Raw genomic sequence first — 22,509 nt, forward strand, 5'->3', positions numbered from 1 at the left:
GACACCACACCACGACCGCCGACCTCGACGGACAACCCTCTGGACCAATCGGTACTCTGCACCTACGAAGTGCCTTCCGCGCGCGGAACTCTGAACGACTCGACACCGGTCAGTTTTCCTTACGCGGCAGGCACTTCGCCGTCTCCGCAGACCCTTCCCAACCCCCAAGATCACGGCAGCCGTGAAAGACCGAGGTTAGAACCCGTCGAGATCCTCAAGCGGGATCAGCGACGTGCCAGGCACGCCAGGCGTTGGTGAAGGCGCGGAGATGCCCGAGGGTCGACTATCAGTAACGAACGTTGGCAAGCTGACGATTGTGTCTATACAGGTCAGCGATGGTTTCTGGCGATCAATGACAAGTCAGGGAGCTTGACGTTCGGTAGGCGTAGGTCGACGGTTCGATTCCGTCAGGCGGCTCGGTGACGAAGCCCAGGTCAGATGGCCTGGGCTTCGTCGTTTCCGGTATCTGTCGCGCCGCGCCGCCGCCCGGGCCGGGCCCTGCCGCGTGCGGCCGCCGCGCCGCAAGCTCTCCCGCCCGGCGTGACACGGGTTCGCCTCCACCGGTCGACGCCACCCGTCCCGCTCCCTTTGCTCTGCACCCAGATACGCAACGGCTTACCCAACGTGATCGGCCGTCGCCCGCCGGCCCTGCGCCGACGTGGCGGAGATGCAGGTCGGCGCTGGTGCTGCGGATATGGGTGCAGAGCAAAGGGAGCGCGAGGTGTGGGCGGGGGCGGGCGCGGGGTCACCGTGGGTGGCGGCTGCCCCGCGCCCCGCGCCCCGCGCACCGGCTGGTCCGGGGGTGGGCGGGCTGTGGGAGCCTGTCGTGATGTCCCGTAGCCGTGTGGCGATGTCCGTCGGGGTTCTCCTGCTCCTCGCCTCCTGCCTGCTGCCGTGCCTGCCCCTGCTGCAGGTGGCCGGGACCTCACTGCCCTATCAGGACCCGACGCCCGAGATGCTGCAACAGCACGCCGCGAACGTCGCGGCGGCCGAACGCCGGCTCGCCGTGTGTGCGGTCGTCGCCGCGGCTCTGGCTCTCCTGGGTCTGGCCGCCCTCGTCCTCGCCTATGTCTGGAGGCGGCGACGCCCGCCGGCGATGTCGGTCTAGTGGCGTTATCCGGCCCGCCGGCCCGGGTGTTCGGGCAGGTCAGGGCTTGGATAGCACTATCCGAAGCTAGGACGTTTGCCCTGGTGAAAGCGTGATTATCTAGTTACCCTTGGGTCAACTGCCCGCCGTTGTGCACCACTTGGTCGGGCTTGTGCCTAACGGAGGGTATGCGTACTCGGTAGTCATCTGGCCCGGCTCCCAACTACCCGAAGGGAGCGCCCATGACCCGGGCCCCGGCGAACCTGATGGCCGTCCGAAGCCTGCTCCTGACCCACCTGGACGTCGACCCGAAGACCTCACGCCCGCAGGACCTGGAACCAGCGGAGGTCGGCATCGTGGGCGACGCCTCCCACCGGGGCGGCTACCACTGTGGCTCCGACCGCGTCGTGCCCGGTGACTACTCCGTGGTGGAGTCCACCCGGGACAGTTCGGGGCTGACCCTCGACGCATCAGCCCTGGACGTCGGCGGCTTCAGCGTGAAGTCCGGCGGCCGCACCCACGACCTGCGTTCGTTCTCGGTCTGGTGTGTGCAGCAGTGCACCGCCGGCACGGCCGACACGCGGGACATCAGGGAGATCATCTATTCCCCCGACGGCAAGACGGTCAAGCGGTGGGACCGGCTCGGCAAGCGCAGCACCGGCGACAGCTCCCACCTCTGGCACACCCACTTCAGCTTCTTCCGCGACTCGACCAAGGCGGGCCGGGACCAGACCCCGCTGTTCCGCCGCTACCTGACCGAAATCGGGCTGATCAGCCCCCCGACACCGGAGGACGACATGAGCGAGAAGGCCGAGAACGAGATCCACCAGGTCTACCTAGGCACGTTTTACGGCGGGAGCAGCATGGGCCGGGCCGTCGACCCGGACGGCGCCGGTCCGGCGGCGGCCAGCAACAGTCTCGTCGCCAAGCTCGACTACCTGATGGCCCGCCTGGACGGCGTCGTCGCCGGGGTCACCACCCTGCAGGGCAAGGACTGGACGGACGAGCCCGCCGTCATCGCCGGGGTGCTTGCCGGCCTGTCCCCGCAGCGGCTCGCCGAGGCGCTGGCGGCCGCCGGGCTCACCCCGGCGGCCATCGCGGCGGCGGTGCCGCAGGACATGGCCCGCAAGGTCGTCGACGAGTTGACCGCCCGGCTGTCGAGCTGACGTCGTGTGGACCTGGCGACTCTCGTCCCGCCCGGTGGCCTCGGCGCGGTCGGAGCCGGCGGGTTGCTTGTCATGGTCGTCCTGTACCTCCTCAACGCGAACCGGGCCGACCGCAAGGAGTACCAGGAGGCCATCGACCGGGCCGAGCGGCGCGCCGACGAGGCGGAGGTGCGCCGCTCGGCCGCCGAGGCCCGGCTCGACACCCTCCAGCAGGCCGTGGACGAGGCGCGATCCGCCCGGCGGGCGGCCGAGGACCACGCCGACGCCCTGCTGCGGGAACTGACGAGACTGCGTCCGCACGAGCCAGGCGGTGATGCGTGACCGACGAGACCCTTCAGCTACGGCTACGGATGAACCGACTGGGCCGCCGCCGCGCGGTGATCGCCGTCGCGGCCACCGCCCTCATCGCCGCCACGATCGGCTGGTGGGCGGCGTCGATGGGGCGGCAGACCGTCCAGCAACAGCAGCGGGCGGCCACCGCCGTGTCCGGCGCCGAGCAACTGTGCCAGCAGGTCCGGCAGCTCGGCGGCACGTGTGTCGTCGACCCGGAGGACCTGAAGGGCGTACCCGGGGATCCCGGACCGGCCGGTCCGCCAGGGCCACCGGGGGTGCCCGGCCTCGACGGTGCCGCCGGTCCCACCGGCCCGCCGGGACCGCGCGGTGAGCAGGGCCCGCAGGGGCCGTCCGGACCCGCCGGATCCGCCGGCCCGGTCGGTCCGGCTGGCCCGGTCGGTCCGGCTGGCCCGGTCGGTCCGGCTGGTCCGGGGGGTCCCGTGGGCCCGCCGGGGCCGTCCGGGCCGGAGGGGCCCAGGGGCGAGATGGGGCCGCATGGCGAGGCCGGCCCGGTCGGCCCGGTCGGTCCGAGCGGCCCGAGCGGCCCGCCGGGGCCCTGGTGCCCTGACGGTACGACCGCACAGGTCGTCACCGTCGTCACCGCCGACGGCCCGCAGCGCATCGTCGCCTGCGTGACCGAATGAACGACCGATGTCCGCGACCGAGCCCTTAGGAGGCCCGTCATGCCCGAGTCCGTTCCCGTTCCCCTTCCCGCGCACGCGGCGGCGGCCTCCGAGCCGCTGCTGACCGTCGGCGGGGTCACCGCCGCCGGTGCCGCCGTGCTCAGCCTGCTGGTCGCCTTCGGGCTGCCGGTGTCGGCCGACCAGCAGACCGCGCTGCTCGGCCTGGTCGCGGTGCTCGCCCCGCTGGTCGTGGCGGTGCTCGCCCGTGGCCGGGTGTACTCCCCGGCCACCGTGGCCGGCCTGCTGGCCCGCCACCGGTAGCCGCCCCGCCCGCCCGGGGAGGATGTCGGTGCCGCCCGCTAGCCTGCGGTTCATGAGCGTGTCGGTGGATGGCGTCGCGAAGCTGCCCGGTGTCGAGGACGAGGCCCGGTTCTGGGCCATGGTGGAAGCCGCGTGGGAGCGGCTGGGCCCCGAGCCGGCGGCGCTGCGCCGGGCCCTGCGGGAGCGGGACCCGGCGGCCGGCGACGTCGACCCGGACGCCCTCGACGAGTGGTTGGACCCGTTCGTCGACCAGTTGCGCGCCCTCGCCGCCGACCTGTCGAGCGAGGAGTTGACCGCCCTGGACCGGGTGGTCGAGCGGAAGCTCTACGACCTCGACCGCGCCGACATCCACGCCGTCACCGACGGCTCCGACGACGGCTTCCTCTACGCCCGGGGCCACATCGTCGCCCTCGGCCGCGAGTTCTACGAGGCGGTGCGGGCCAACCCCGCCCTGGCGGTCACCGACGCCGAGTGCGAGAGCATCTGCTACCTGTTCGCGCACCTGCACGACAAGCTGTTCGGCGACTGGCCGCACACCGGGTCGGGCATCTCCCGGGAGTCGTTCGGCAACGCCGACGGCTGGCGGGAGTAGTCAGAACGCGCAGTACATGACGTGCAGGCCGACCCGGCCCAGGGTCGGGTGCGCGAACGCGCCGGGCACGGTGCCGACCACCTCGAACCCGAGTCGGCGGTAGATTGCGACCGCCGCGTGGTTGGACCCGGCCACCGCGTTGAACTGCATCCCGGCATAGCCGCGCCCGCGCGCCCAGTCCAGCGCGTGCCGGCACAGGGCCGTGCCGACCCCGTGCCCGCGGGCGGCGGCGGCCACCATGAAACTCGCGGTGGCCACGTGCGATCCCGGCCCCGGCCGGTTGGTGCCCATCTTGGCCGTGCCCAGCACCCGGTCACCGTCGACCGCCACGACGGTCCGCCCGGGCGGGCGCTCCACCCAGATGTCGTACGCCTGCTCGGCGGTCGTCGCCGGGTCGTACGTGAAGGTGTCCCCGGCCCGGACGACCTCGGCGACGATCTCCCACACCCGGGGCCAGTCGGTGTCGGTGAACTCCCGGATCAGCACGCCCGCGACGCTACCGCAGCGCGGCGCGGGTAGTGCTGGCACCACCGTGGACGGTGGTGTGCCCTGGACGACGGTCGGGCAGTGGGCCGCCCAGCGGGGCGGCAACCCCGTGCTGGAGGACGTCGCCCGCCGGATGATGGCGGTCGGCCCGCCCGGGTACGCGGCCCGGGTCGGCGCCGGCCCCCGGGTGACCCGTACGGCCGCCGGGCTCGCGGACATCTCCACCGGGCGACGCATGGCCGCCCGCGACCAGTTCGAGGCGGGCAGCAACACGAAGACGTTCACGGCGGTGCTCGCCCTGCAGCTGGTGGACCGTGGGCAGCTCAGGCTGGACGCGCCGGTCTCCCGGTATCTGCCGCAGGTCGTGCCGAACGGCCGGAACATCACCGTCCGGATGCTGCTCAACCACACCAGCGGCCTGTTCAGCTACACCGGCGACGAGGCGTTCATGGCCGGCCTGGCGAGCGACCCGCAGCGGGTGTGGACCGAGGCGGAGCTGCTCGCCGTGGCGTTCGCGCACGAGCCGAACTTCGCGCCGGGCACGGGCTGGTCCTACTCGAACACCAACTACACGCTGCTCGGAATGATCATCGAGAAGCTGACCGGCAAGGGCCTGCCGGAGCTGGTGCGGCAGCGCATCGCCGCGCCGCTGGGCCTGCGGCACACCTACTTCGCCGACCCGCGCGCGGTCCACACCGGGCCCGGCTACGCCCACGGCTACGGGCCAGGCTCGCCGGCCCGCAGCCCGGCTACGTCGACACGGCCACCTGGCCGATCGGCGGCTGGGGCGGCGCCGCCGGGGCCGTCATCTCCACCACCGACGACCTCGCCCGGTTCTTCTCCGCCGTGCTGCGGGGCGAGCTGTTCTCGGCCGAGCAGCTCAGGCAGATGACGACCACGGTCGAGCTGCCGGCCGACTTCCCCATGAAGGGCGGCTACGGCCTCGGGCTGATCAGGCTCGACTCGGCGTGCGGCACGGTGTGGGGCCACGGCGGCGACACCCTCGGCCACCACAGCATCGCCCTGGCGACCGCCGACGGCCGGCGCACCGTGGTCAGCGTCGCCAACGCGGAGCCGTTCGACGCCGAGCCCAACGCCGGCTGGGACCGCTACTACCGGGTGGCCATGGCCGCCACCGATGCGTCCGTCTGCGCGATGCTCAGCAGGCCGGTGCCGGCCTCCGTGCTGGAGGACCTGCACAGCGTGGGTGGCTGACGAGATCGTGTCGGGGAGGTGGCGGTATCCGGAGCCGGGGATACCGCCACCTCCCCGACTTGCGCGTCAGCCGTAGATCTTGCGCTCGTACGCCGGGCCGTAGTAGACCTCCAGGTCCGCCAGGCTCTCCGTCGGGACCTCGAGCTCCTTGGCCAGCCGGGCCCGGGACGGCAGCGCGTCGGGCTGCCAGGTCTCCGGCCGCCACAGCTCCGAGCGGAGGAACGCCTTCCCGCAGTGGAAGAAGATCTGCTCGATCTCCACGACGATCGCCAGGACGGGCCGGTGGCCCCGGACCACCATGTCGGCGAAGAACGGGGCGTCGCGCACCAGGCGGGCCTGGCCGTTGATCCGCAGCGTGTCCGTCCGGCCGGGGATCAGGAAGATCAACCCGACGTGCGGGTTGTCCACGATGTTGTGGTAGCCGTCCGCCCGCCGGTTGCCCGGGCGCTCCGGGATCGCGATCGTCGTGTCGTCCAGGACCAGGGCGAAGCCGGGCGGGTCGCCCTTCGGCGAGACGTCGCAGGCCCCGTCCGCACCGGCCGTGGCGACCAGGCAGAACGGCGAGGCCGCCAGCCACTGCCGGTCCCGCTCGTGCAGGGCCCGCCGCTCCTTGGTCACCGCCCGGGGCATCGGCGCCCCCAGCAGCTCGCGCAGTTCCTCGTGCGAGGTGATCTCCACCGTCACGTCAGCCTCCCCGTAACCGTTGATTCCGGTGGCGGCCCGCGGCGGCGCTGCCCGGCCCGTCCGGTCGAGCCTAGGCGAAGCGCCGCGAGCGCGAGGTTTGTCACCCGGCGTCCCGGGTACGGCCCCACGCAGCCGCCGAGCCCCACCAGCAGCCCAGCCGGAACAGCAGCCCAGCCCGCAACCGTGCACGGACCGACCAACGGAGGCCGCGATGGAGAGCCGACTCAAGGTGCTCGGGCACCCCGTGCACCCGATGCTGATCACGTTCCCGGTCGGCCTGCTGGTCACCGCTGTGATCTTCGACGTCGTCGACACCGTCGGCGGCCCGGCCTTCCTCGGCGAGGTGGCGTACTGGAACATCACCGTCGGCCTGATCGGCGGCCTGCTGGCCGCGGCGGCCGGCGCGTTCGACCTGCTGGCCATCCCCACCGGCACCCGCGCCAAGCGGGTGGGCCTCACCCACGCCGCCGCGAACCTCGCCGTGATCCTCCTCTTCGCCGCCGTCTGGGTGGTCCGGCTCAACGCCGAGTCGCGGGCCGCCGGCGGCGCGCTGATCGCCATCGAGGTCGTCGCGCTGGCCATCCTCGGCGCGAGCGCCTGGCTCGGCGGCGAACTGGTCGACCGGCTCGGCGTCGGCGTCGACACCGACGCCGACCTCGACGCGCCCAGCTCGCTGCGGCCCCGGGCGGCCGGCCAGCGGATCGGAGACGTGCGATGAGCCAGCAGCCCGACGGCCGTGGCTGGCGCGGCCGGCAGCAGAGCTGGGACCCGATGGGGGAGCTCCAGTCGCTGCGCGCCGAGCTGAGCCGCCTCGTCGGCGGCGGCCGGTCCGGCCCGCCCGAGGTGGAGCTGGGCGAGACCGCCGACGGCTGGGAGGTCGTCGTCCGGCTGCCCGGCGTCGCCCCCGAGGAGGTGGCCGTCGAGCTGGACGACCAGGAGCTGTGCGTCCGGGCCCGCTCGGAGGCCGAGGTCAACGCCGACCAGGGCATCCCCGGCGGCTTCGAGACCCGGGGCTTCGAGTACCGCGTCGGCCTGCCCGCCCGGGTGGACCCCGACCGCATCGACGCCGTGATGGACCACGGCCTGCTCCGGGTCCGGCTGCCCCGGGCGGCCCGGCCCACCCCGCGCACCATCACCGTCGGCCGCACCGGCTACCGGGGAGCCGACGGGGGCCCGGCCCACCGGGGAGCCGGCACCGGCCCGGTCCACCGGACGAGCACCGGCTCGACGGGCGCGCCCGCCCCCGTCGATCCCGCCGCCGACCGGGAGCTGCACCACCCGGACACGGCCGTCGACGAGATCGACCGGCCGTAGCGGGTCGGGCAGAGATGGTCACCCCGTCGACGTCCGGCCCGCAGGGCGGTGCCGCCGCACCGGCCGCGCTGGGCGAGCGCGTCCCCGACGTCGCGCGGATCGCCGTGCTGCGCGCCAACGCGCTCGGCGACTTCATCTTCATCCTGCCCGCCCTGGAGGCGCTGCGCGCCGCGTACCCGCAGGCGGAGATCGTGCTGCTCGGCGCGCCGTGGCACGCGCAGCTCTGGCGCGACCGGCCCGGCCCGGTGGACCGGGTGCTGGTGGTCCCGCCCGCGCCCGGCATCCGCGAGCCCGGCGCGGGCGAGCCGGAGTCGTCGATGGGCGACTTCCTCGCCGCCGCCCGCGCCGAACGCTTCGACCTGGCCCTGCAGCTGCACGGCGGTGGGGGCAACTCCAACCCGATCGTCGGCGGCCTCGGCGCGCGGGTCACCGCCGGGCTGCGCGCCGAGGACGCCCCGCCGCTGGACCGGTGGATCCGCTACGTCTACTACCAGCACGAGGTGCTGCGCTACCTGGAGGTGGTCGGCCTGGTCGGCGCGCCGCCCGCCGGGATCGTCCCCGTGCTGGCGGTCACCGACGCCGACCGGGCCGAGGCCGACGCGGTGCTCGGCCCGCCGGGGCGGCCCCGGGTGGCCCTGCACCCCGGGGCCACCGACACGCGGCGGCGCTGGCCGGCCGAGCGGTTCGCCGAGGTGGCCCGCGCCCTGGCCGGCGACGGCTACGAGGTGCTGGTCACCGGCACGCCCGCCGAACGGGACGTGGTGGACCGGGTGGTCGCGGCGGCCGGCGTGCCGGTGCGCCCGCTCGTCGGCGCGCTCGGCCTCGGCGGGCTCGCCGCCTGCTACGCCGGCTGCGCGCTGGTGGTCTCCAACGACACCGGCCCGCTGCACCTGGCCGCCGCCGTCGGCACCCCCACGGTGGGCGTCTACTGGATCGGCAACCTGATCAACGGGGGGCATCTGCTGCGCGGCCGGCACCGCCCGATCGCCTCCTGGACGGTGCGCTGCCCGGTCTGCGGCGTCGACTGCACCCCCGGGATCTACCCGCACCGCCCCGGCGACGGCGAGTGCCCGCACCGGGACTCGTTCGTCGCCGACGTGCCGTCGATCGAGGTGCTGGAGGCGGCCCACGACCTGCTTGCCGGGTAAGGAAGGGCCCCCTGTTAACGCATACGGTCGAGAAGGGTCCCCTTCTCACACCCGCTCGGGGGAGTCGGCGAGCACGACCTCCCACGCCTCGACGTCCCGCTCGGTGACCGTGGTCGGCGACTCCAGGTGATAGGCGCCGCTGGGCAGGACGCCCGCGCCGCCGTGGCGCTCCAGCACGGCGAGCTGGGCGGCCACGTCCTCGCCCTGGTGGTTGGGCTGCACCCGCCGCCAGAAGTCGAAGCCGCCCGAGCCGACCAGCGCCGCCCGGTCGTACAGCACGCACCCGCCGACCCAGGAGACCTTGTACGCCCGCCACGCCCCCGCCGGCAGGCGCAGCCCCTCGGTGACGTGCAGCAGGTTCGCCGCCGAGTGGATCGACGCGCGCTCCCACTGCGGCGTGCCGGGGCGGACCCGCTCCGGCACCGGCCGGCCCGACCACTCCTCGTAGTGCCGGTGGGTCTGCGGCCGGACGTCGTCGACGTACGACAGCCCGTGCACCGCGTTGCCGACGAAGCCGCAGCCCAGCTCGCCGATCGCGGTGACCAGCCGGCGCAGGGTGCCCGGCTCCAGCCAGACGTCGTCGTCGAGGCAGAGCACGTAGCGGGCGACCGAGGCGTCCAGCAGGTACGCCCGGTGCTCGGCCAGCCCGCGCCGGGGCAGCCGGCGGGTCAGCAGCACCGGGTGGCCCCGGTGGCGCAGCGCCCGCACCATCGTCGCGGCGGCCGGGTGGGCGTACGCGGGGTCCCCGTCGGACTGGTCGCTGACCACCACGCCGAACCCGGCGACGCCCTCCTGGGCGGCCAGCCCGGCGAGGGTGACCGCCAGCTCGGTGGGCCGGTTGCGCGTCGGGATCAGCACGTCGAGCTGCCGCTGGCGGCGGAACCCGTCGGCCGTGCCGGGGTCGAGCGGTCGGCCGACGCCATCCGAGGCGGGGGCACGCGGTCGGTCGACGCCACCAGCGCCGGGGTCGGCCGGTCGGTTCACGCCGGCCGGCCCGGCGTCGACGCCGTGGAACCGTGGGCGTCCACCTGCTCCGGCTCGCCCGGGACAGCCGATCGGCCGTGGGCGTCCACCCGCTCCGGCCCGCCCGGCACGGTCCCGTGGCCGTGCGCCCGGATGCGGTCGATGATCGCGGAGGTGGATCGGTCGGGCACGTACCCGAGGGTGCGGACCTGCCCGCCGAGCCGGCGCACCAGCGGGGCCTCCGGCACCATCTCCGGCGGGTAGTCGCCGCCCTTGACGTACACGTCGGGGCGGACGACCTCGATCAGGCCCGCCGGGGAGTCCTCCTCGAAGATCACCACGTGGTCCACGCAGGCCAGCGCGGCGAGCAGCGCGACCCGGTCCTCCACCGGGTTGACCGGCCGGTCCGGGCCCTTCAGCCGACGTACGCTGCCGTCGGAGTTGACCGCCACCACCAGCAGGTCCCCGAGGGCCCGCGCCTGCTCCAGGTAGCGCACGTGCCCCGGGTGCAGCACGTCGAAGCAGCCGTTGGTGAAGACCACCGACCGGCCCGCGCCGCGCCGGGTCTCCACGATGGCCGCCAGCTCGTCCGGGGCCACCAGCACGGGGTGCCCGGCGTCGTCGCCGCGCGCGCCGAGCGCGTGCAGCAGGTCCTCCCGCCGGCACACGCAGGTGCCGGTGTCGGACACGGTGATGGTGGCGGCGAGCTGGGCGAGCTGCGCGGCGGTCGGCAGGGGCGCGGCGGCGGCCAGCGCCAGCGTCATCGCGGCCAGGTAGGCGTCCCCCGCGCCGACGGCGTGGCTCGCCGGGACCGGGGTGCTGTGGCTGCGCCGGGAGGCGCCGTCCGCGCCGCCGACCACCGCGCCCTCGGTGTCCAGGGTCACCGCGACCACGTCCGCGCCGGTGTGCGCGCGCAGCTCGGCCAGGCGGGCCTCGGCCAGCACGGCCCGGTCCACCCCGGTGCCAGCCAGGGCGCTCACCGTCACGCCGGTCCCGGTGACGCTGAGCCCGTCGCCGGTCATCGCCACCCGGTCCTCGCCGGGCGTCGGCTCGCCGGTCCCGCCTGTGGGCCGGCCGAGCGGCACCCCGGCCGGCGGCGGCGTGGCCCCCGGCGCTCCGGCTCCCGGCACTCCGGCCGGTGCGGCGGCCGCCGGGGATCCCGCCGCGCCCGGCGCGGTGCCCACGCTCAGCTCCGAGGGGCCGTCCGCCGGGTCGGCCGCCGGGTGGTCCAGGTGCAGGTGCGAGTCGGTACGCGAGGCGGCGCGGGCGAGCAGTCGGGTCGCCTCCGCGAAGCTGGGGGTGACCACGGTCGGCGCGAGCCCCCGCCAGTCGGCCAGGTCGTGCGCGTCGAGGGCGATCGTGGCGTACCGGTCGCGGGCGGCGACCAGCCAGGCGCGGACGGGCGCGGGCAGCGCGCCCAGCCCGTAGTCGCAGACCACCAGGGTCGGCGCCTCGCCCCCGGCGGCGGCCCGCAGCTCCTCGGTGGCGCACTCCAGGGCGGTGAGCAGCCGCTGCACCCCGTCGCCGTCGAGCGCGTCGTCGGGGTCGCCGGAGTCCTCGCGCAGCAGGATCTGGTTGCCGGCGAGCATCCGCCGCTTCACGGGGGTGTGCCGGCCGGGCTGGGCGACGGTGCGGTCCCAGACCCCGGCCCGGTCGAGGCAGTCGTGCAGCTCGTCCCCGGCGACGTCCGCGCCGACCGGGGCGACCAGCACCGCCCGCCCGCCGAGGGCGGCCACGTTGACGGCGGTGTTCGCCGCCCCGCCGGCCGCCGAGATGCGTCGGCGCAGGGTGAGGACGGGGGCCGGGGCCTCCCGGCAGAGCCGGTCGGACTCGGCGAACCGCCACTCGTCGAGCATGGCGTCACCGATCACCAGCACGGGGCGGCCCAGCCAGCTCTCCACGACGGTGGCGAGCCGGCGCTCTTCCGCTGCTGCTCCTGCCATGCCACCCCGGGTCCCCCGGCCCTGCGGGATCAAACCTGGGCCGGTTTCGGGCGGCGGGCCCCGGGAACCGTCCAGGGGTACCCCGGAGAGGAGAGACACGACATGGCAGGCACGACACTGCAGGGCAAGCGGATCGCCTTCCTGGCCACCGACGGCGTGGAGGAGGTCGAGTACACCCGGCCGCGCGAGGCGGTCGAGAACGCCGGGGCGACGGCGGAGCTGGTCTCGCTCAAGCCGGGCAAGATCCAGGCATTCGACCATCTGGACCACGGTGGGACGTACGACGTCGAGGTGACCGTCGCCGACGCGGACGCCGGCCGGTACGACGGCCTGGTGCTGCCCGGCGGGGTGGCGAACCCGGACTTCCTGCGCACCGACCCGGACGCGGTCCGGTTCGTGAAGGCGTTCTTCGACGCCGGCAAGCCGGTCGGGGTGATCTGCCACGGCCCGTGGACCCTGGTCGAGGCGGACGTGGTGCGGGGCCGCCGGATCACCTCGTGGCCGAGCCTGCGCACCGACCTGACGAACGCGGGCGCGACCTGGGTCGACGAGCCGGTCGTCACGGACGACGGGCTGGTCAGCAGCCGCAAGCCGGATGACCTGCCCGCCTTCTGCGCCAAGATCGTCGAGGAGTTCGCCGAGGGCCGCCACTGAACGGGGAACGCTTCTTCCCGCCCGGCCCGCATGATCCGCGCCGGGCGGGAAAGAAGGCGGGATGACCACGCAAGAAAGCCCGGTGTTGCACCCCCGGCAGCTACGCCTGCTCATGTTCGGCCTGATGACGGGCATGCTGCTCGCCGCGCTGGACCAGACCATCGTCGGCACGGCGCTGCCCACCATCGTCGGCGAGCTGGGCGGGATCGACCACTACTCGTGGGTGGTCACCGCCTACCTGCTCGCCTCCACCGCCTCCACCCCGCTGTACGGCAAGATGGCCGACCTGTACGGCCGCCGCCCGGTGTTCCTCTTCTCGATCGGGACGTTCCTGCTCGGCTCGCTGCTGGCCGGGCTGTCGCAGGACATGACCCAGTTGATCGTGACCCGGGGCGTGCAGGGCCTCGGCGCGGGTGGCCTGATGACGCTCGCGTTCACGATCATCTCGGACGTGGTGTCGCCCCGGGAACGCGGTCGCTACCAGGGCCTGTTCGGGGCGGTGTTCGGCATCGCCTCGGTGGCCGGGCCGCTGGTCGGCGGCTACTTCGCCGAGGCCAACTGGCGGTGGATCTTCTACCTGAACGTGCCGCTGGCGATCCTGGCCATCGTGGTCTGCTACCACGTCATGCGGCTCATCCCGTTCCAGCGGCGGGAACACGCGATCGACTGGCTCGGGGCGGCGCTGCTGGTCGCCGGGGTGAGCTGCCTGCTGCTCGCGCTGAGCTGGGGCGGCAACTCGTACGCCTGGGGCTCCGCCGTGATCATCGGGCTGTTCGTGGCCGGGGCGGTGCTGGGCGGGCTCTTCCTGCTCCAGGAGGCGCGGGTCGCCGAGCCGATCCTGCCGCTGCGGCTGTTCCGCAGCCGGACGTTCGCGCTGGCCAACGGGGCCGGCTTCGTCCTGGGCCTGGTGATGTTCGGGTCGATCATCTTCATCCCGCTGTATCTCCAGATCGTCAAGGGCGCCTCGCCGACCCGCAGCGGCCTGCTGATGCTGCCGATGATGGCCGGCATCATCGTCACCTCGGTCCTCACCGGCCGGGCGATGACCCGGATCGGCCGGTACAAGTGGTTCCCGGTCGCCGGGTCGGCGGTGCTGCTCGCCGGCATGCTGCTGTTCACCCGCCTGGCCGTCGACACGTCGCTGTGGGTGGCGTTCGGCTATCTGACGGTCATCGGCGTCGGGCTGGGGCTGTCCATGCAGTCGCTGATCCTCGCCGTGCAGAACTCGGTGGGCCCCCGGGACCTCGGCGCGGGCACCTCCTCGGCGACGTTCTTCCGGTCGCTGGGCGGCTCGTTCGGGGTGGCGATCCTCGGGGCGGTGCTGTCGTCCCGGCTCGCCGACCAGCTCGCCGCCCGGATGCCGGCCGCGCTCGCGCAGCTCCCGCCGCAGCAGCGGGCGGCGGTGCTGGCCGGCGGCGGCAACAACGTGTCGATCAACGACCCGGCGACGATCCTGGCCCTGCCCGGCCCGGTCCGCGCCGCCATCCAGGCCGCCTTCGTGGAGTCGCTGCACCTGGTCTTTCTCACCACCGGGCTGGTCGCCGTCGTGGCGGTGCTGGTGACCCTGGCACTGCCCGACGAGAAGCTGCGCGGGGCCGGGCCGCGCGGCGCGTCGGGCGGGGCCGACCCGCTGGGCGGGAAGGCTCCCGCCCCGGGCGGCAAGCCGCTGGCGAAGGAGTCGCGGGACGAGGCCGCCGCCGAGATGGAGGCCAAGAGCCAGACGATGCTGTGAGCCCCGCCCCGCCCCGCCCCGCCCCGCCCCGCCCCGCTCCGCCCCGCCCCTTCCCGGGCGGGGTGGAGCCGGGCGGCCGGGCCCAGGCGGGGTGGAGCCGGGCGGCCGGGTTCGGGCGGCGGCTACTTCAGGATCATCCGGTTGGCCTGCTCGAAGACGTCCAGGTCGGCGAGGGTCTCGGTGACGGAGGCCGACAGCGGGGCGGGGAACCGGTCGCGGTGGAAGAAGCCCGCGTCGGTGGTCTCGTCGGTGGCCCGGACCAGCTCGCCGTCCCAGTCCTCGACGCGGAAGGCGACGGTGAAGACCTGGTAGGTGTGGCCGTACATGTTGGTGGTGATCCGGTCGGGGCCGGTGTAGAGGGCGAACGCGCCCACCCGCAGGGCGCGCAGCCCGGTCTCCTCGCGCACCTCGCGTACCGCGCAGTCGGCGATCGACTCGCCCAGCTCCATCGCCCCGGCCGGCATGGCCCACTGGCCGTTGTCGGAGCGCCGGATCAGCAGCACCCGGCCGGCGCTGTCGCGGACCACCGCGCGGGCGCCGACGAACATCAGGGTGCGGTCACCGGCGAGGGCGCGAAGCTGCCCGACGTACGAGTCGGCCCAGGAGATGCTCACCCGGACAACCTAACGGGGGTTCCCAACGGATGACCGCCGACACTAGCTTGTTACCCATGCGTAGCACGATGATGGACGCGCCGCTCCAGGTCGCCCGGATCCTCGAACACGGCGCCACGGTGCACGGCACCGCCGAGGTGGTCACCTGGACCGGCGGCGAGCCGCGTCGCATGTCGTACGCCGAGGTGGGGCGGTCGGCGGCCCGGCTGGCCCACGCGCTGCGCGACGAGTGCGGGGTGACCGGCGACGAGCGGGTCGCCACGTTCATGTGGAACAACAACGAGCACCTGGTGGCCTACTTCGCGGTGCCCAGCATGGGCGCGGTGCTGCACACGCTCAACCTGCGACTCTTCCCCGACCAGGTCGCCTACATCGCCAACCACGCGCAGGACCGGGTGGTGCTGGTCGACTCGACGCTGATCCCGCTGCTGGCCCGGGTCATCGGCGACCTGGCCACGGTGCGGCACGTGGTGGTCGTCGGCGGGGGCGACCCCGCACCGCTGGTGGCGGCGGCCGGCGACCGGATCGCCGTACACCATTGGGACGCCCTGCTGGCTGGCAAGCCGGAGGTCTTCGACTGGCCGGAGGTCGACGAGCGCGACGCGGCCGCCCTCTGCTACACCTCCGGGACCACCGGCAACCCCAAGGGGGTCGCCTACTCGCACCGGTCGATCTACCTGCACTCGTTGCAGATCTGCATGCCGGAGGGGTTCGGCCTCGGGCCGACCGACCGGGAGCTGGCCATCGTGCCGATGTTCCACGCCATGTCCTGGGGGCTGCCGTATGCGGCGTTCCTCTCCGGCGCGTCGCTGATCATGCCGGACCGGTTCCTCCAGGCCGCCCCCATCGCCGCGATGATCGCCGCCGAGCGGCCCACCCTGGCCGGCGCGGTGCCGACCATCTGGAACGACCTGCTGGCCTACCTCGACGCGCACGACGTGGACACCTCCTCGCTGAAGGAGGTCATCGTCGGCGGCTCGGCCTGCCCGCCCGCTCTCATGCACGCGTTCGACGAGCGGCACCACATCGACGTGATCCACGCCTGGGGGATGACCGAGATGTCCCCGCTGGGCTCGGTGGCCCGGCCGCCGGCGGGGGCGACCGGCGAGGACGCCTGGCGCTACCGGTACACGCAGGGCCGCGTCCCGGCCGGTGTCGCCGCGCGGATCGTGGGCCCGCTGGGCGAGCCGCTGCCCGCCGACGGGGCCTCCGTCGGGGAGCTGGAGGTCCGGGGGCCGTGGGTGACCGCCCGGTACGTCGGCGACGACGCCCCGGACGAGGAGAAGTTCCGCGACGGCTGGCTGCGCACGGGCGACGTCGGGACGCTGTCGCCCGACGGGTACCTCACCCTCACCGACCGGGCGAAGGACGTGATCAAGTCCGGCGGCGAGTGGATCTCCTCGGTCGAGCTGGAGAACGCCCTGATGGCCCACCCGGCGGTGCTGGAGGCCTGCGTGGTGGGCGTTCCGGACGAGCGCTGGGACGAGCGGCCCCTGGCCACGGTGGTGGTCCGCGAGGGCGCCGAGGTGACCGCCGAGGAGCTGCGCGACTTCCTGGCCGGTTCGGTGGCGCGCTGGCAGCTGCCGGAGCGGTGGGCGTTCGTCGACGCCGTGCCGAAGACCAGCGTCGGCAAGTTCGACAAGAAGGTCGTCCGGTCCCGGTACGCCGAAGGGGTCCTGACTGTCCGGGAGCTGACAACGCCGTAACAATTTCAGGCGCATCGTCGCCTGAATGGGCAGGGATGTACTCCTAGACCTCCCTCCCCCAAGGGCGGCCCCGGCGTTCGCACCGCGCCGGGGCCGCCCGCCCAGGGGCGGTTCATCCGCCCCTTCATTCTTGCGAAACTTGTTCGGCTCTGTCCTGGCGACGGGGAAAACAGCCGGTGAACGCGCCCGTTCGGTGCCGGTCCGGTCGGCGCCCGCGTCCTACCCGGCGCTGGCCTCCTCGGCGGTCGTGACCAGCACCTTGCCGACTACCGAGTTCTCCACCGCCTCGTGCGCCGCGGCCGTGGCCGCCAGCGGGTGGTGGTGCAGCGGCAGCCCTGCCTCCTCGCCCACCCGCACGCCGCCCTGCGCGGCAGCCGCCGACACGTCGGCGACGGCCTGTGCCTTGGCCACCGCCGGGGCGGTGTAGACCAGCACGAACTGCCAGCGGGCGTTCGGGGCCATCAGCGGCCGGATCGGCAGCGTCACCTCGCCCCCGCCGTCGTCGGCGTAGACGCAGACCGCCCCGCCGGCCCGCAGCAGCTGCACGTCGGCCGCCGCGTTGCGCGCCGCCGACACCTCGACGATCGTGTGTACGCCGTCCGGGGCGATCTTGCGGACCTCCTCGACGACGTCCTGCTCCCGGTAGTTCACGACGAACGACGCGCCGGCCGCCGCAGCGAGGTTGGCCTTCTCCGGGCTGCTGACCGTGGCGACGACGGTGGCATCGGCCCAGCGGGCGAGCTGTATCGCCGCGTTGCCGACCGCCCCCGCCCCGCCCTGCACCAGCACGGTGTGGTCGGCCAGCGCCCCGGCGTGCAGCTTGCCCGGCATCATCTCCCCGGCGGTCAGGCAGCGGTGCGCGGTGAGGAACGGGATGCCCAGGGCCGCCCCCACGTCGAAGGAGGCGTCGCCGAGGGGCACCGCCTGCCGGACCGGCACCACCGTGTACTCGGCGGCGGTGCCCCACGGGCGCTGCCAGGCGGCCTCCCAGAGCCACACCCGCTCGCCGATCAGGTTCCGGTCGACCCCCGCCCCGACCGCCTCGACCACCCCGGCGCCGTCCTGGCCGGGCGTCTGCCAGCCCGCCTGCGGCGGCGACGCCCGGCGGGCCTTCCAGTCGGTCGGGTTCACCCCGGAGACGGCCACCCGGACGAGCACCTCGCCGGGCCCCGGTTCCGGCACCGGCCGGTCCACCAGGCGCAGCACCGAGGTGTCGCCGTTGCTCTCGTACACGATCGCCCGCATCGCCGTCGCTCCTCACCCTCGCCTGCGGCGGGCCCGTCGCGGACCCGTCCCCGGTCCGCTACCCGGGTGATCTCGCTTCAATCCGATCCCACCCGCCACCGGAACCGTATAACCAGGTACACGGAGGTAGGGGAGTGCTGATGCGGGACAAACCGGTGGTGGGCGCGCTGCCGCCCCCGACGGGCCGGACCGGGCCGGGCGCGGGCAGGGCGAGGCCGGACGCGGGCCGGACGACGCCGGACGCTGGCCGCGCCGACCCGCCGCGCGACGAACCCCCGCCGGCCCCCGGCGACCCGGCCGGGCGGCGGCTGCCGTGGACGAGCCGGAGCCGGGCGATCTGAGCCCTGCCCGAGCTGGCCGCGCGGTCGGCTTCAGCACCAGCCGCGCCGGACGGCCTACGCGGCCGGCTTCAGCACCACCTTCGAGTAGCCCGCCTCCCGCTGGTCGAAGCGCTGGTACGCCTCCGGCGCGTCGGCCAGCGGCAGCTCCTTGCTCACCACGAAGCTCGGCTTCGCCCGCCCCGCCATGATCATGTTCCGCAGGTACTCGTTGTACGACTTCACGTTGGCCTGCCCCGCCCCCATCCGCAGGCCCTTCTCGAAGAACTTGCCGACCTTGAACACCAGCTCGCCCCGGCCCGCCCGCTCGTCCGGCGCACCCGGGTCGTGCGCCAGATACAGCCCGACCACCCCGAGCGACCCCGTCGGCCGCACGACGTCCACCAGGCTGTTCAGCACCGCCGCCGGGTGCTCCTCGCCGCCGGCCCCGGACGCCTGGTAGCCCACCGCGTCCACGCCCCGGTCGGTGCCGACCCCGTCGGTCTGCTCCCGGATCTGCTCGACCGGGTCGCCGGCGGTGAAGTCGACCGGGATCGCACCGATCGACTCGGCCAGCCGCAGCCGGTCCGGGACCTTGTCCACCAGGAACACCTCGGCCGCGCCCATCAGCAGCGCCGAGTACGCGGCCATCAGCCCCACCGGCCCGCCGCCCATCACGGTGATGTTCTCGCCGGGGCGCAGCCCGGTCATCGCCACCCCGTGGTATCCGGTCGGGAAGATGTCGGCCAGCATCGCGAAGTCGTTCTCGTGCTCCGTGCCGGGCGGCAGCCGCAGGCAGTTGAAGTCGGCGAACGGCACCCGCAGGTACTCGGCCTGCCCGCCCCGGTACGGCCCCATCGCGACGTAGCCGTACGCGCCCCCGGCGAAGCCCGGGTTCACCGTGAGGCAGAACCCCGTCTTCCCCTCCCGGCAGTTGCGGCAGAACCCGCACGCCACGTTGAACGGCATCGACACCCGGTCGCCCTTGCGGATGTGCACGACCCCGGGCCCGACCTCCTCGACCACGCCCATGTTCTCGTGGCCGAACACGATGCCCGGCTCGGCCAGCGTGCGGCCCTCGTACATGTGCAGGTCCGAACCGCAGATCGCGGTCGTGGTGATCCTGACGATCACGTCGTTCGGCGCCTCGATCCGCGGATCGGGGACCTCGTTGACCGCCACCTCGTGCGGCCCCTGGTACACCACTGCTCTCATGCCACCGACGGTAGGCGGGCAAGCCGGGTGAAGGCCGCGATTCAGGCAGACCGGCCGCCCGGCCCGCCTGGCCGGGCTGCCCGCCCGGTCAGCCGAGGCCGGCGACGACCTCCGGGGTCAGGTCACCCACCGCCGGCAGCACCACGGCCGCGAGCGCCTCGGCGTCCGGATCCAACGGGTACGCCCCGTGCGGCACCGCCACCACCCGCATCCCCGCCGCGGCGGCCGAACGCACCCCGTTCGAGGAGTCCTCCACCGCCACGCAGCGCGCCGGATCGACGCCGAGCCGCCGGGCCACCTCCAGGTAGACGTCCGGGGCCGGCTTGCCCCGCTCGGTCTCCTCCGTCGACAGCGTCGCGCCGAACGCCTCCGTGAGCCCCGTCGCCGCCAGCGCCGCCGCGATCAGCCGCGTCGGCGAGGAACTGGCCAGCCCCAACGGCCACCGCGCCGCCAGCCGGCGCACCACCTCGTCGGCCCCGTCGATCACCGGTACGCGCTCGGCGTACCGCCGGGCCATCTCGTCGACCACCTCGACGGCGACCTGCTCGGCCGTCCGGTCGACGCCCAACTCGCCGCTGAGGTAGCGGGCCCACTCGCCCGTGCTCATCCCCATCAGCCGCCGCTGGGTGTCGGGCTGCCAGGTGCCGCCGTGCGTCGCCACGTACGCCCGGCGCACCTCCTCCCAGACCGGCTCGGAGTCCACGATCACGCCGTCCAGGTCGAAGACCACCGCATCCGCCACGGGCACCATCCTGCCCGAGCCCTCGCCCGCCCGCTCTCCGGGGCGGCCCGCTACCGGCCTCGCCGGCGGCCGGTAGCCCGGCACCGGTCGCTCGTGGGCGGGCCCGGCGGCCCGGCGGCGTGTGCCGCCACCCGGGGTGTCAGGCCGGCAGCGGCGGCAGGCGGATCGGGTTCTCCGGCGGGATCACCGTGTGCCCGGCCCGGGCCAGCGGCTCCAGCAGCTCCCGCAGCCGGTCGGTGCGCTCCGCGCCGAGCGCCTGCCACGGATGCAGGGCGGCCACGTCGGTGGCGTCCTCCACCGCCCGGAACTCCGCCCGGCCGTGCTCGGTCGGCTTCCCGTCCCCGGCCAGCCAGCCCCGCTCGGCGAGCCGCGCGGCCGCCGCCTCCCACTCCTGCGGCGACCAGCCCCGGCCCAGCAGGTTCAGCTCCGGCATGCCCTCGGCGACCCGCCAGGCGAGCGTCTCCACCGGGTCCAGGCCGGCGGCGACCAGCGCCGCGATGTGCCCGTCGCCCCGGTGCTCCCGCAGCGTCGTCGCGGCCTGCCACAGCCGGGCCAGCGGGTATTCGGCGGCCGGCAGGGCGGCGTTGGCCGCACCCAGCACCCGGCCCTCCGGCCGCGCCGCCCCGGCCGCCTCCTCCAGCAGCTCGGCGGCCTCCGCGAGGTGCCGCTCCGGCAGCTCGTACGCCAGCTCCGCCAGCGCCTGCACGGCACCGGTGAGCCGGGCCCGCAGCGCCTCGGCCGGCGTCACCAACTGCCACACCGCCGGCACGGCCCGCGCCACCACGGGCGGGGCGAAGCTGAAGAACGCGGCCACCACCGGGGCGGCCTCCACGGCGCCCAGCGGGGCGGCCCGGCCGGCGAAGTAGCCCCGCCAGAAGCCGCGCAGCCCGACCGCCTCGAACGCCGCCCGCGCCCGGGGATGGAAGTAGGTCACCGTGTGCACCGGCTCGAAGTGGGTCCACATCAACCGGGCGATCCCCGGATCGTCCAGCGCCGCCACGTGCACCTCCGCGTCGATGGGGTCACCGTGCGGCGGGCGGGACCGCCCACGGTGACCCCGAACCTACTGGTCGTAGGCGACGGGAAGAAAGACTGTTGTGAACTACCGCACCAGGTGCGGGCTACTGCGCGGCGAGCACGTCGACGACGAACCGCAGCGGTCCGGCCGGCCGGCCGCCCGAGGAGTCGTTGCCGTACGCCAGGTCGGCCGGGATGTCGAGCTGCACCCGGCTGCCCACCTTGACCCCGACGAGGCCCTGGTCCCAGCCCTTGATGACCTGGCCGACGCCGATCGGGAAGGTGGCCGGCTGACCGCTGTTCCAGGACGCGTCGAACTCCTTGCCGTCGGCGTAGAACACGCCCACGTAGTTGGTGGTGATCTGCTGCCCGGCCTTCACCGCCGCGCCCTTGCCCTCGATCAGCGTCTTGACGGTGAGCTTCTTCAGCTCGCCCTTGCCCGCCTCGACCTTCGGCTTGGTGGCCAGCGCCGGGTCCGACCCCTCGGGCAGCTGCGGGGCGGGCGGCGCGGTGGGCGGCTGCTCCTCGGCCGGCGCGGTCGCCGACGGGGCGGAGGCGACCTCCTCCGGCGCGTCGTCCTTACCCTGGTTGACCACCACGAACACGGTGATCAGCACGCCGACGACGGCGACACCGGCGAGCGCGCCGACGATCGACTGGAGGCGGCGCTTCTTCTCGGCGGCCTTCTTCGCCGCCAGCTGGGCGGCCAGTCGCCGCTCCGCCTTGCCCGGGCCCTGGCCCGCCGACCGGTTCTGCACACGCTCGCTCACGTCGACTCCCTGATCAAGAGGTGGGGGGCCCGGCGGCCGCTGCCGAGGCCAGCGCACACGGTACCCGCCCTGCTGCCCACGGTGCTGCCTCGGCCGCCACCCCCACCGGTCCGAGCGGCTGCGGTTGCCGGCGCGCGGGGGTCGACGGGGGTAACTTGTCGACCATGGCGATCCTCACCGAAGAAGACCTGGCCCTGCTGGCCGAACCGCAGCTCGCCCACGTGGCCACCATCGAGCCCGACGGCAGCCCGCACGTCACGCCGGTCTGGGTGGACACGGACGGCGAGCACATCGTGTTCAACACCGCCAAGGGGCGGCAGAAGTACAACAACATCCAGCGGACCCCGATCGTGGCCGTCTCGGCGGTGGACAAGGCCAACGACTTCCGCACCCTGTGGGTCAAGGGCACCGCCGAGTTCGTCGAGGAGGGGGCCGACGCGCACATCGACAAGATGGCGCAGAAATACCTCGGCCAGGAGACCTACCCGTTCGGGCAGCCCGGCGAGGTGCGGGTGATCGTCCGGATCACCCCCACCCAGAAGCTCGGCCGCGGCTGACCCCCACTTGCAAGGAAGGGCCCCCTATTAACACCTGCGGTGAGAAGGGGACCCCTCTCTACCGG

General features: G+C 74.2%; 24 protein-coding genes and 1 pseudogene. 15 read left to right on the forward strand and 10 right to left on the reverse strand.

What is annotated here, in order from left to right; all coding sequences use genetic code 11:
• The first annotated feature begins 829 nt into the window (after window positions 1–829).
• The 6 genes from GA0070558_RS20900 to GA0070558_RS20925 all read left to right on the forward strand — a co-directional run bounded on the left by GA0070558_RS20900 (window position 830) and on the right by GA0070558_RS20925 (window position 4,122).
• On the forward strand, window positions 830–1,108 hold the full coding sequence (locus tag GA0070558_RS20900; RefSeq protein WP_141722273.1) for a hypothetical protein: 279 nt from the start codon (window positions 830–832) through the stop codon (window positions 1,106–1,108).
• 221 nt (window positions 1,109–1,329) lie between these two features.
• Window positions 1,330–2,253 carry a hypothetical protein gene (locus GA0070558_RS20905; RefSeq protein WP_091282903.1) on the forward strand — a complete coding sequence of 308 codons (924 nt, stop codon included), beginning with the start codon at window positions 1,330–1,332 and terminating at the stop codon, window positions 2,251–2,253.
• A gap of 6 nt (window positions 2,254–2,259) precedes the next feature.
• The gene (locus tag GA0070558_RS20910; RefSeq protein ID WP_091282906.1) at window positions 2,260–2,574 is read left to right on the forward strand and encodes a hypothetical protein; all 315 of its coding nucleotides are present in this window, start codon (window positions 2,260–2,262) and stop codon (window positions 2,572–2,574) included.
• Window positions 2,571–3,230 (forward strand): hypothetical protein, encoded by a 660-nt coding sequence (locus GA0070558_RS35235; RefSeq protein ID WP_305119951.1) that lies wholly within the window; start codon window positions 2,571–2,573, stop codon window positions 3,228–3,230. The genes GA0070558_RS20910 and GA0070558_RS35235 overlap by 4 nt, the downstream gene beginning before the upstream one ends.
• Before the next feature lie 39 nt (window positions 3,231–3,269).
• Window positions 3,270–3,530, forward strand: a complete 261-nt coding sequence (locus GA0070558_RS20920) for a hypothetical protein (protein ID WP_091282910.1) — start codon at window positions 3,270–3,272, stop codon at window positions 3,528–3,530.
• Window positions 3,531–3,582: 52 nt separating this feature from the next.
• Window positions 3,583–4,122 carry a DUF4240 domain-containing protein gene (locus GA0070558_RS20925; protein WP_256092052.1) on the forward strand — a complete coding sequence of 180 codons (540 nt, stop codon included), beginning with the start codon at window positions 3,583–3,585 and terminating at the stop codon, window positions 4,120–4,122.
• Here the strand turns inward: GA0070558_RS20925 and GA0070558_RS20930 are convergent, their stop codons facing one another.
• Entirely contained in the window at window positions 4,123–4,608 is a 486-nt protein-coding gene (locus GA0070558_RS20930; RefSeq protein ID WP_091282914.1) for a GNAT family N-acetyltransferase, read from the reverse strand.
• Window positions 4,609–4,744: 136 nt separating this feature from the next.
• On the opposite strand from GA0070558_RS20930, the pseudogene GA0070558_RS20935 reads away from it, so the two are divergent.
• A pseudogene (locus tag GA0070558_RS20935) lies at window positions 4,745–5,823 on the forward strand (serine hydrolase domain-containing protein).
• A 66-nt stretch (window positions 5,824–5,889) separates the two neighbouring features.
• Here the strand turns inward: GA0070558_RS20935 and GA0070558_RS20945 are convergent.
• On the reverse strand, window positions 5,890–6,507 hold the full coding sequence (locus GA0070558_RS20945; RefSeq protein WP_091282921.1) for a pyridoxamine 5'-phosphate oxidase family protein: 618 nt from the start codon (window positions 6,505–6,507) through the stop codon (window positions 5,890–5,892).
• Window positions 6,508–6,718: 211 nt separating this feature from the next.
• Between GA0070558_RS20945 and GA0070558_RS20950 the strand changes: the two genes are divergently transcribed.
• Genes GA0070558_RS20950 through GA0070558_RS20960 form a run of 3 tightly spaced genes read left to right on the forward strand, consistent with a single transcriptional unit; the run spans window position 6,719 to window position 8,969 of the window.
• Complete coding sequence (locus GA0070558_RS20950) at window positions 6,719–7,225, forward strand: DUF2231 domain-containing protein (protein ID WP_077935733.1); 507 nt, start codon at window positions 6,719–6,721, stop codon at window positions 7,223–7,225.
• Window positions 7,222–7,821 carry an Hsp20/alpha crystallin family protein gene (locus tag GA0070558_RS20955; RefSeq protein ID WP_091282923.1) on the forward strand — a complete coding sequence of 200 codons (600 nt, stop codon included), beginning with the start codon at window positions 7,222–7,224 and terminating at the stop codon, window positions 7,819–7,821. The genes GA0070558_RS20950 and GA0070558_RS20955 overlap by 4 nt, the downstream gene beginning before the upstream one ends.
• Window positions 7,822–7,835: 14 nt before the next feature.
• The gene (locus GA0070558_RS20960) at window positions 7,836–8,969 is read left to right on the forward strand and encodes a glycosyltransferase family 9 protein (protein WP_091282925.1); all 1,134 of its coding nucleotides are present in this window, start codon (window positions 7,836–7,838) and stop codon (window positions 8,967–8,969) included.
• Window positions 8,970–9,014: 45 nt separating this feature from the next.
• On the opposite strand, the gene GA0070558_RS20965 is transcribed toward GA0070558_RS20960, so the two are convergent.
• Both GA0070558_RS20965 and rfaE2 read right to left on the reverse strand, forming a co-directional pair.
• A complete protein-coding gene (locus GA0070558_RS20965) occupies window positions 9,015–9,827 on the reverse strand; it encodes a glycosyltransferase family 2 protein (RefSeq protein WP_091283092.1) in 813 nt (270 codons plus the stop codon).
• 122 nt (window positions 9,828–9,949) lie between these two features.
• A complete protein-coding gene (gene rfaE2 / locus GA0070558_RS20970; protein ID WP_091282927.1) occupies window positions 9,950–11,875 on the reverse strand; it encodes a D-glycero-beta-D-manno-heptose 1-phosphate adenylyltransferase in 1,926 nt (641 codons plus the stop codon).
• Between the two features lie 102 nt (window positions 11,876–11,977).
• Between rfaE2 and GA0070558_RS20975 the strand changes: the two genes are divergently transcribed.
• Both GA0070558_RS20975 and GA0070558_RS20980 read left to right on the forward strand, forming a co-directional pair.
• Window positions 11,978–12,529: a type 1 glutamine amidotransferase domain-containing protein gene (locus tag GA0070558_RS20975; RefSeq protein WP_043961515.1), complete on the forward strand. Its 552-nt coding sequence runs from the start codon at window positions 11,978–11,980 to the stop codon at window positions 12,527–12,529.
• Between the two features lie 61 nt (window positions 12,530–12,590).
• Window positions 12,591–14,261, forward strand: coding sequence for an MDR family MFS transporter (locus GA0070558_RS20980; RefSeq protein ID WP_077935737.1), 1,671 nt, complete (start codon window positions 12,591–12,593; stop codon window positions 14,259–14,261).
• A gap of 122 nt (window positions 14,262–14,383) precedes the next feature.
• Here GA0070558_RS20980 and GA0070558_RS20985 read toward each other — a convergent pair whose 3' ends face one another.
• Window positions 14,384–14,875 (reverse strand): NUDIX domain-containing protein, encoded by a 492-nt coding sequence (locus tag GA0070558_RS20985; protein ID WP_091282929.1) that lies wholly within the window; start codon window positions 14,873–14,875, stop codon window positions 14,384–14,386.
• A 56-nt stretch (window positions 14,876–14,931) separates the two neighbouring features.
• Between GA0070558_RS20985 and GA0070558_RS20990 the strand changes: the two genes are divergently transcribed.
• On the forward strand, window positions 14,932–16,581 hold the full coding sequence (locus tag GA0070558_RS20990; protein WP_091282931.1) for a fatty acid--CoA ligase: 1,650 nt from the start codon (window positions 14,932–14,934) through the stop codon (window positions 16,579–16,581).
• A gap of 219 nt (window positions 16,582–16,800) precedes the next feature.
• On the opposite strand, the gene GA0070558_RS20995 is transcribed toward GA0070558_RS20990, so the two are convergent.
• Window positions 16,801–17,826 (reverse strand): NADPH:quinone reductase, encoded by a 1,026-nt coding sequence (locus tag GA0070558_RS20995; protein ID WP_091282933.1) that lies wholly within the window; start codon window positions 17,824–17,826, stop codon window positions 16,801–16,803.
• 140 nt (window positions 17,827–17,966) lie between these two features.
• On the opposite strand from GA0070558_RS20995, the gene GA0070558_RS21000 reads away from it, so the two are divergent.
• Window positions 17,967–18,167, forward strand: a complete 201-nt coding sequence (locus GA0070558_RS21000; RefSeq protein ID WP_141722275.1) for a hypothetical protein — start codon at window positions 17,967–17,969, stop codon at window positions 18,165–18,167.
• Window positions 18,168–18,221: 54 nt separating this feature from the next.
• Here GA0070558_RS21000 and GA0070558_RS21005 read toward each other — a convergent pair whose 3' ends face one another.
• The 4 genes from GA0070558_RS21005 to GA0070558_RS21020 all read right to left on the reverse strand — a co-directional run bounded on the left by GA0070558_RS21005 (window position 18,222) and on the right by GA0070558_RS21020 (window position 21,887).
• Window positions 18,222–19,358, reverse strand: coding sequence for a glutathione-independent formaldehyde dehydrogenase (locus GA0070558_RS21005; protein ID WP_091282937.1), 1,137 nt, complete (start codon window positions 19,356–19,358; stop codon window positions 18,222–18,224).
• Between the two features lie 88 nt (window positions 19,359–19,446).
• The gene (locus tag GA0070558_RS21010) at window positions 19,447–20,109 is read right to left on the reverse strand and encodes an HAD family hydrolase (protein ID WP_176734293.1); all 663 of its coding nucleotides are present in this window, start codon (window positions 20,107–20,109) and stop codon (window positions 19,447–19,449) included.
• Between the two features lie 130 nt (window positions 20,110–20,239).
• Entirely contained in the window at window positions 20,240–21,064 is an 825-nt protein-coding gene (locus GA0070558_RS21015; RefSeq protein ID WP_091283096.1) for an SCO6745 family protein, read from the reverse strand.
• 157 nt (window positions 21,065–21,221) lie between these two features.
• Window positions 21,222–21,887 (reverse strand): FKBP-type peptidyl-prolyl cis-trans isomerase, encoded by a 666-nt coding sequence (locus GA0070558_RS21020; protein WP_043961523.1) that lies wholly within the window; start codon window positions 21,885–21,887, stop codon window positions 21,222–21,224.
• A gap of 164 nt (window positions 21,888–22,051) precedes the next feature.
• Here GA0070558_RS21020 and GA0070558_RS21025 point away from each other — a divergent pair, with 164 nt between their 5' ends.
• Complete coding sequence (locus GA0070558_RS21025) at window positions 22,052–22,444, forward strand: PPOX class F420-dependent oxidoreductase (protein ID WP_091282939.1); 393 nt, start codon at window positions 22,052–22,054, stop codon at window positions 22,442–22,444.
• Window positions 22,445–22,509: the final 65 nt, after the last annotated feature.

The sequence above is a fragment of the Micromonospora haikouensis genome (genome assembly GCF_900091595.1).
Lineage (GTDB): Bacteria > Actinomycetota > Actinomycetes > Mycobacteriales > Micromonosporaceae > Micromonospora > Micromonospora haikouensis.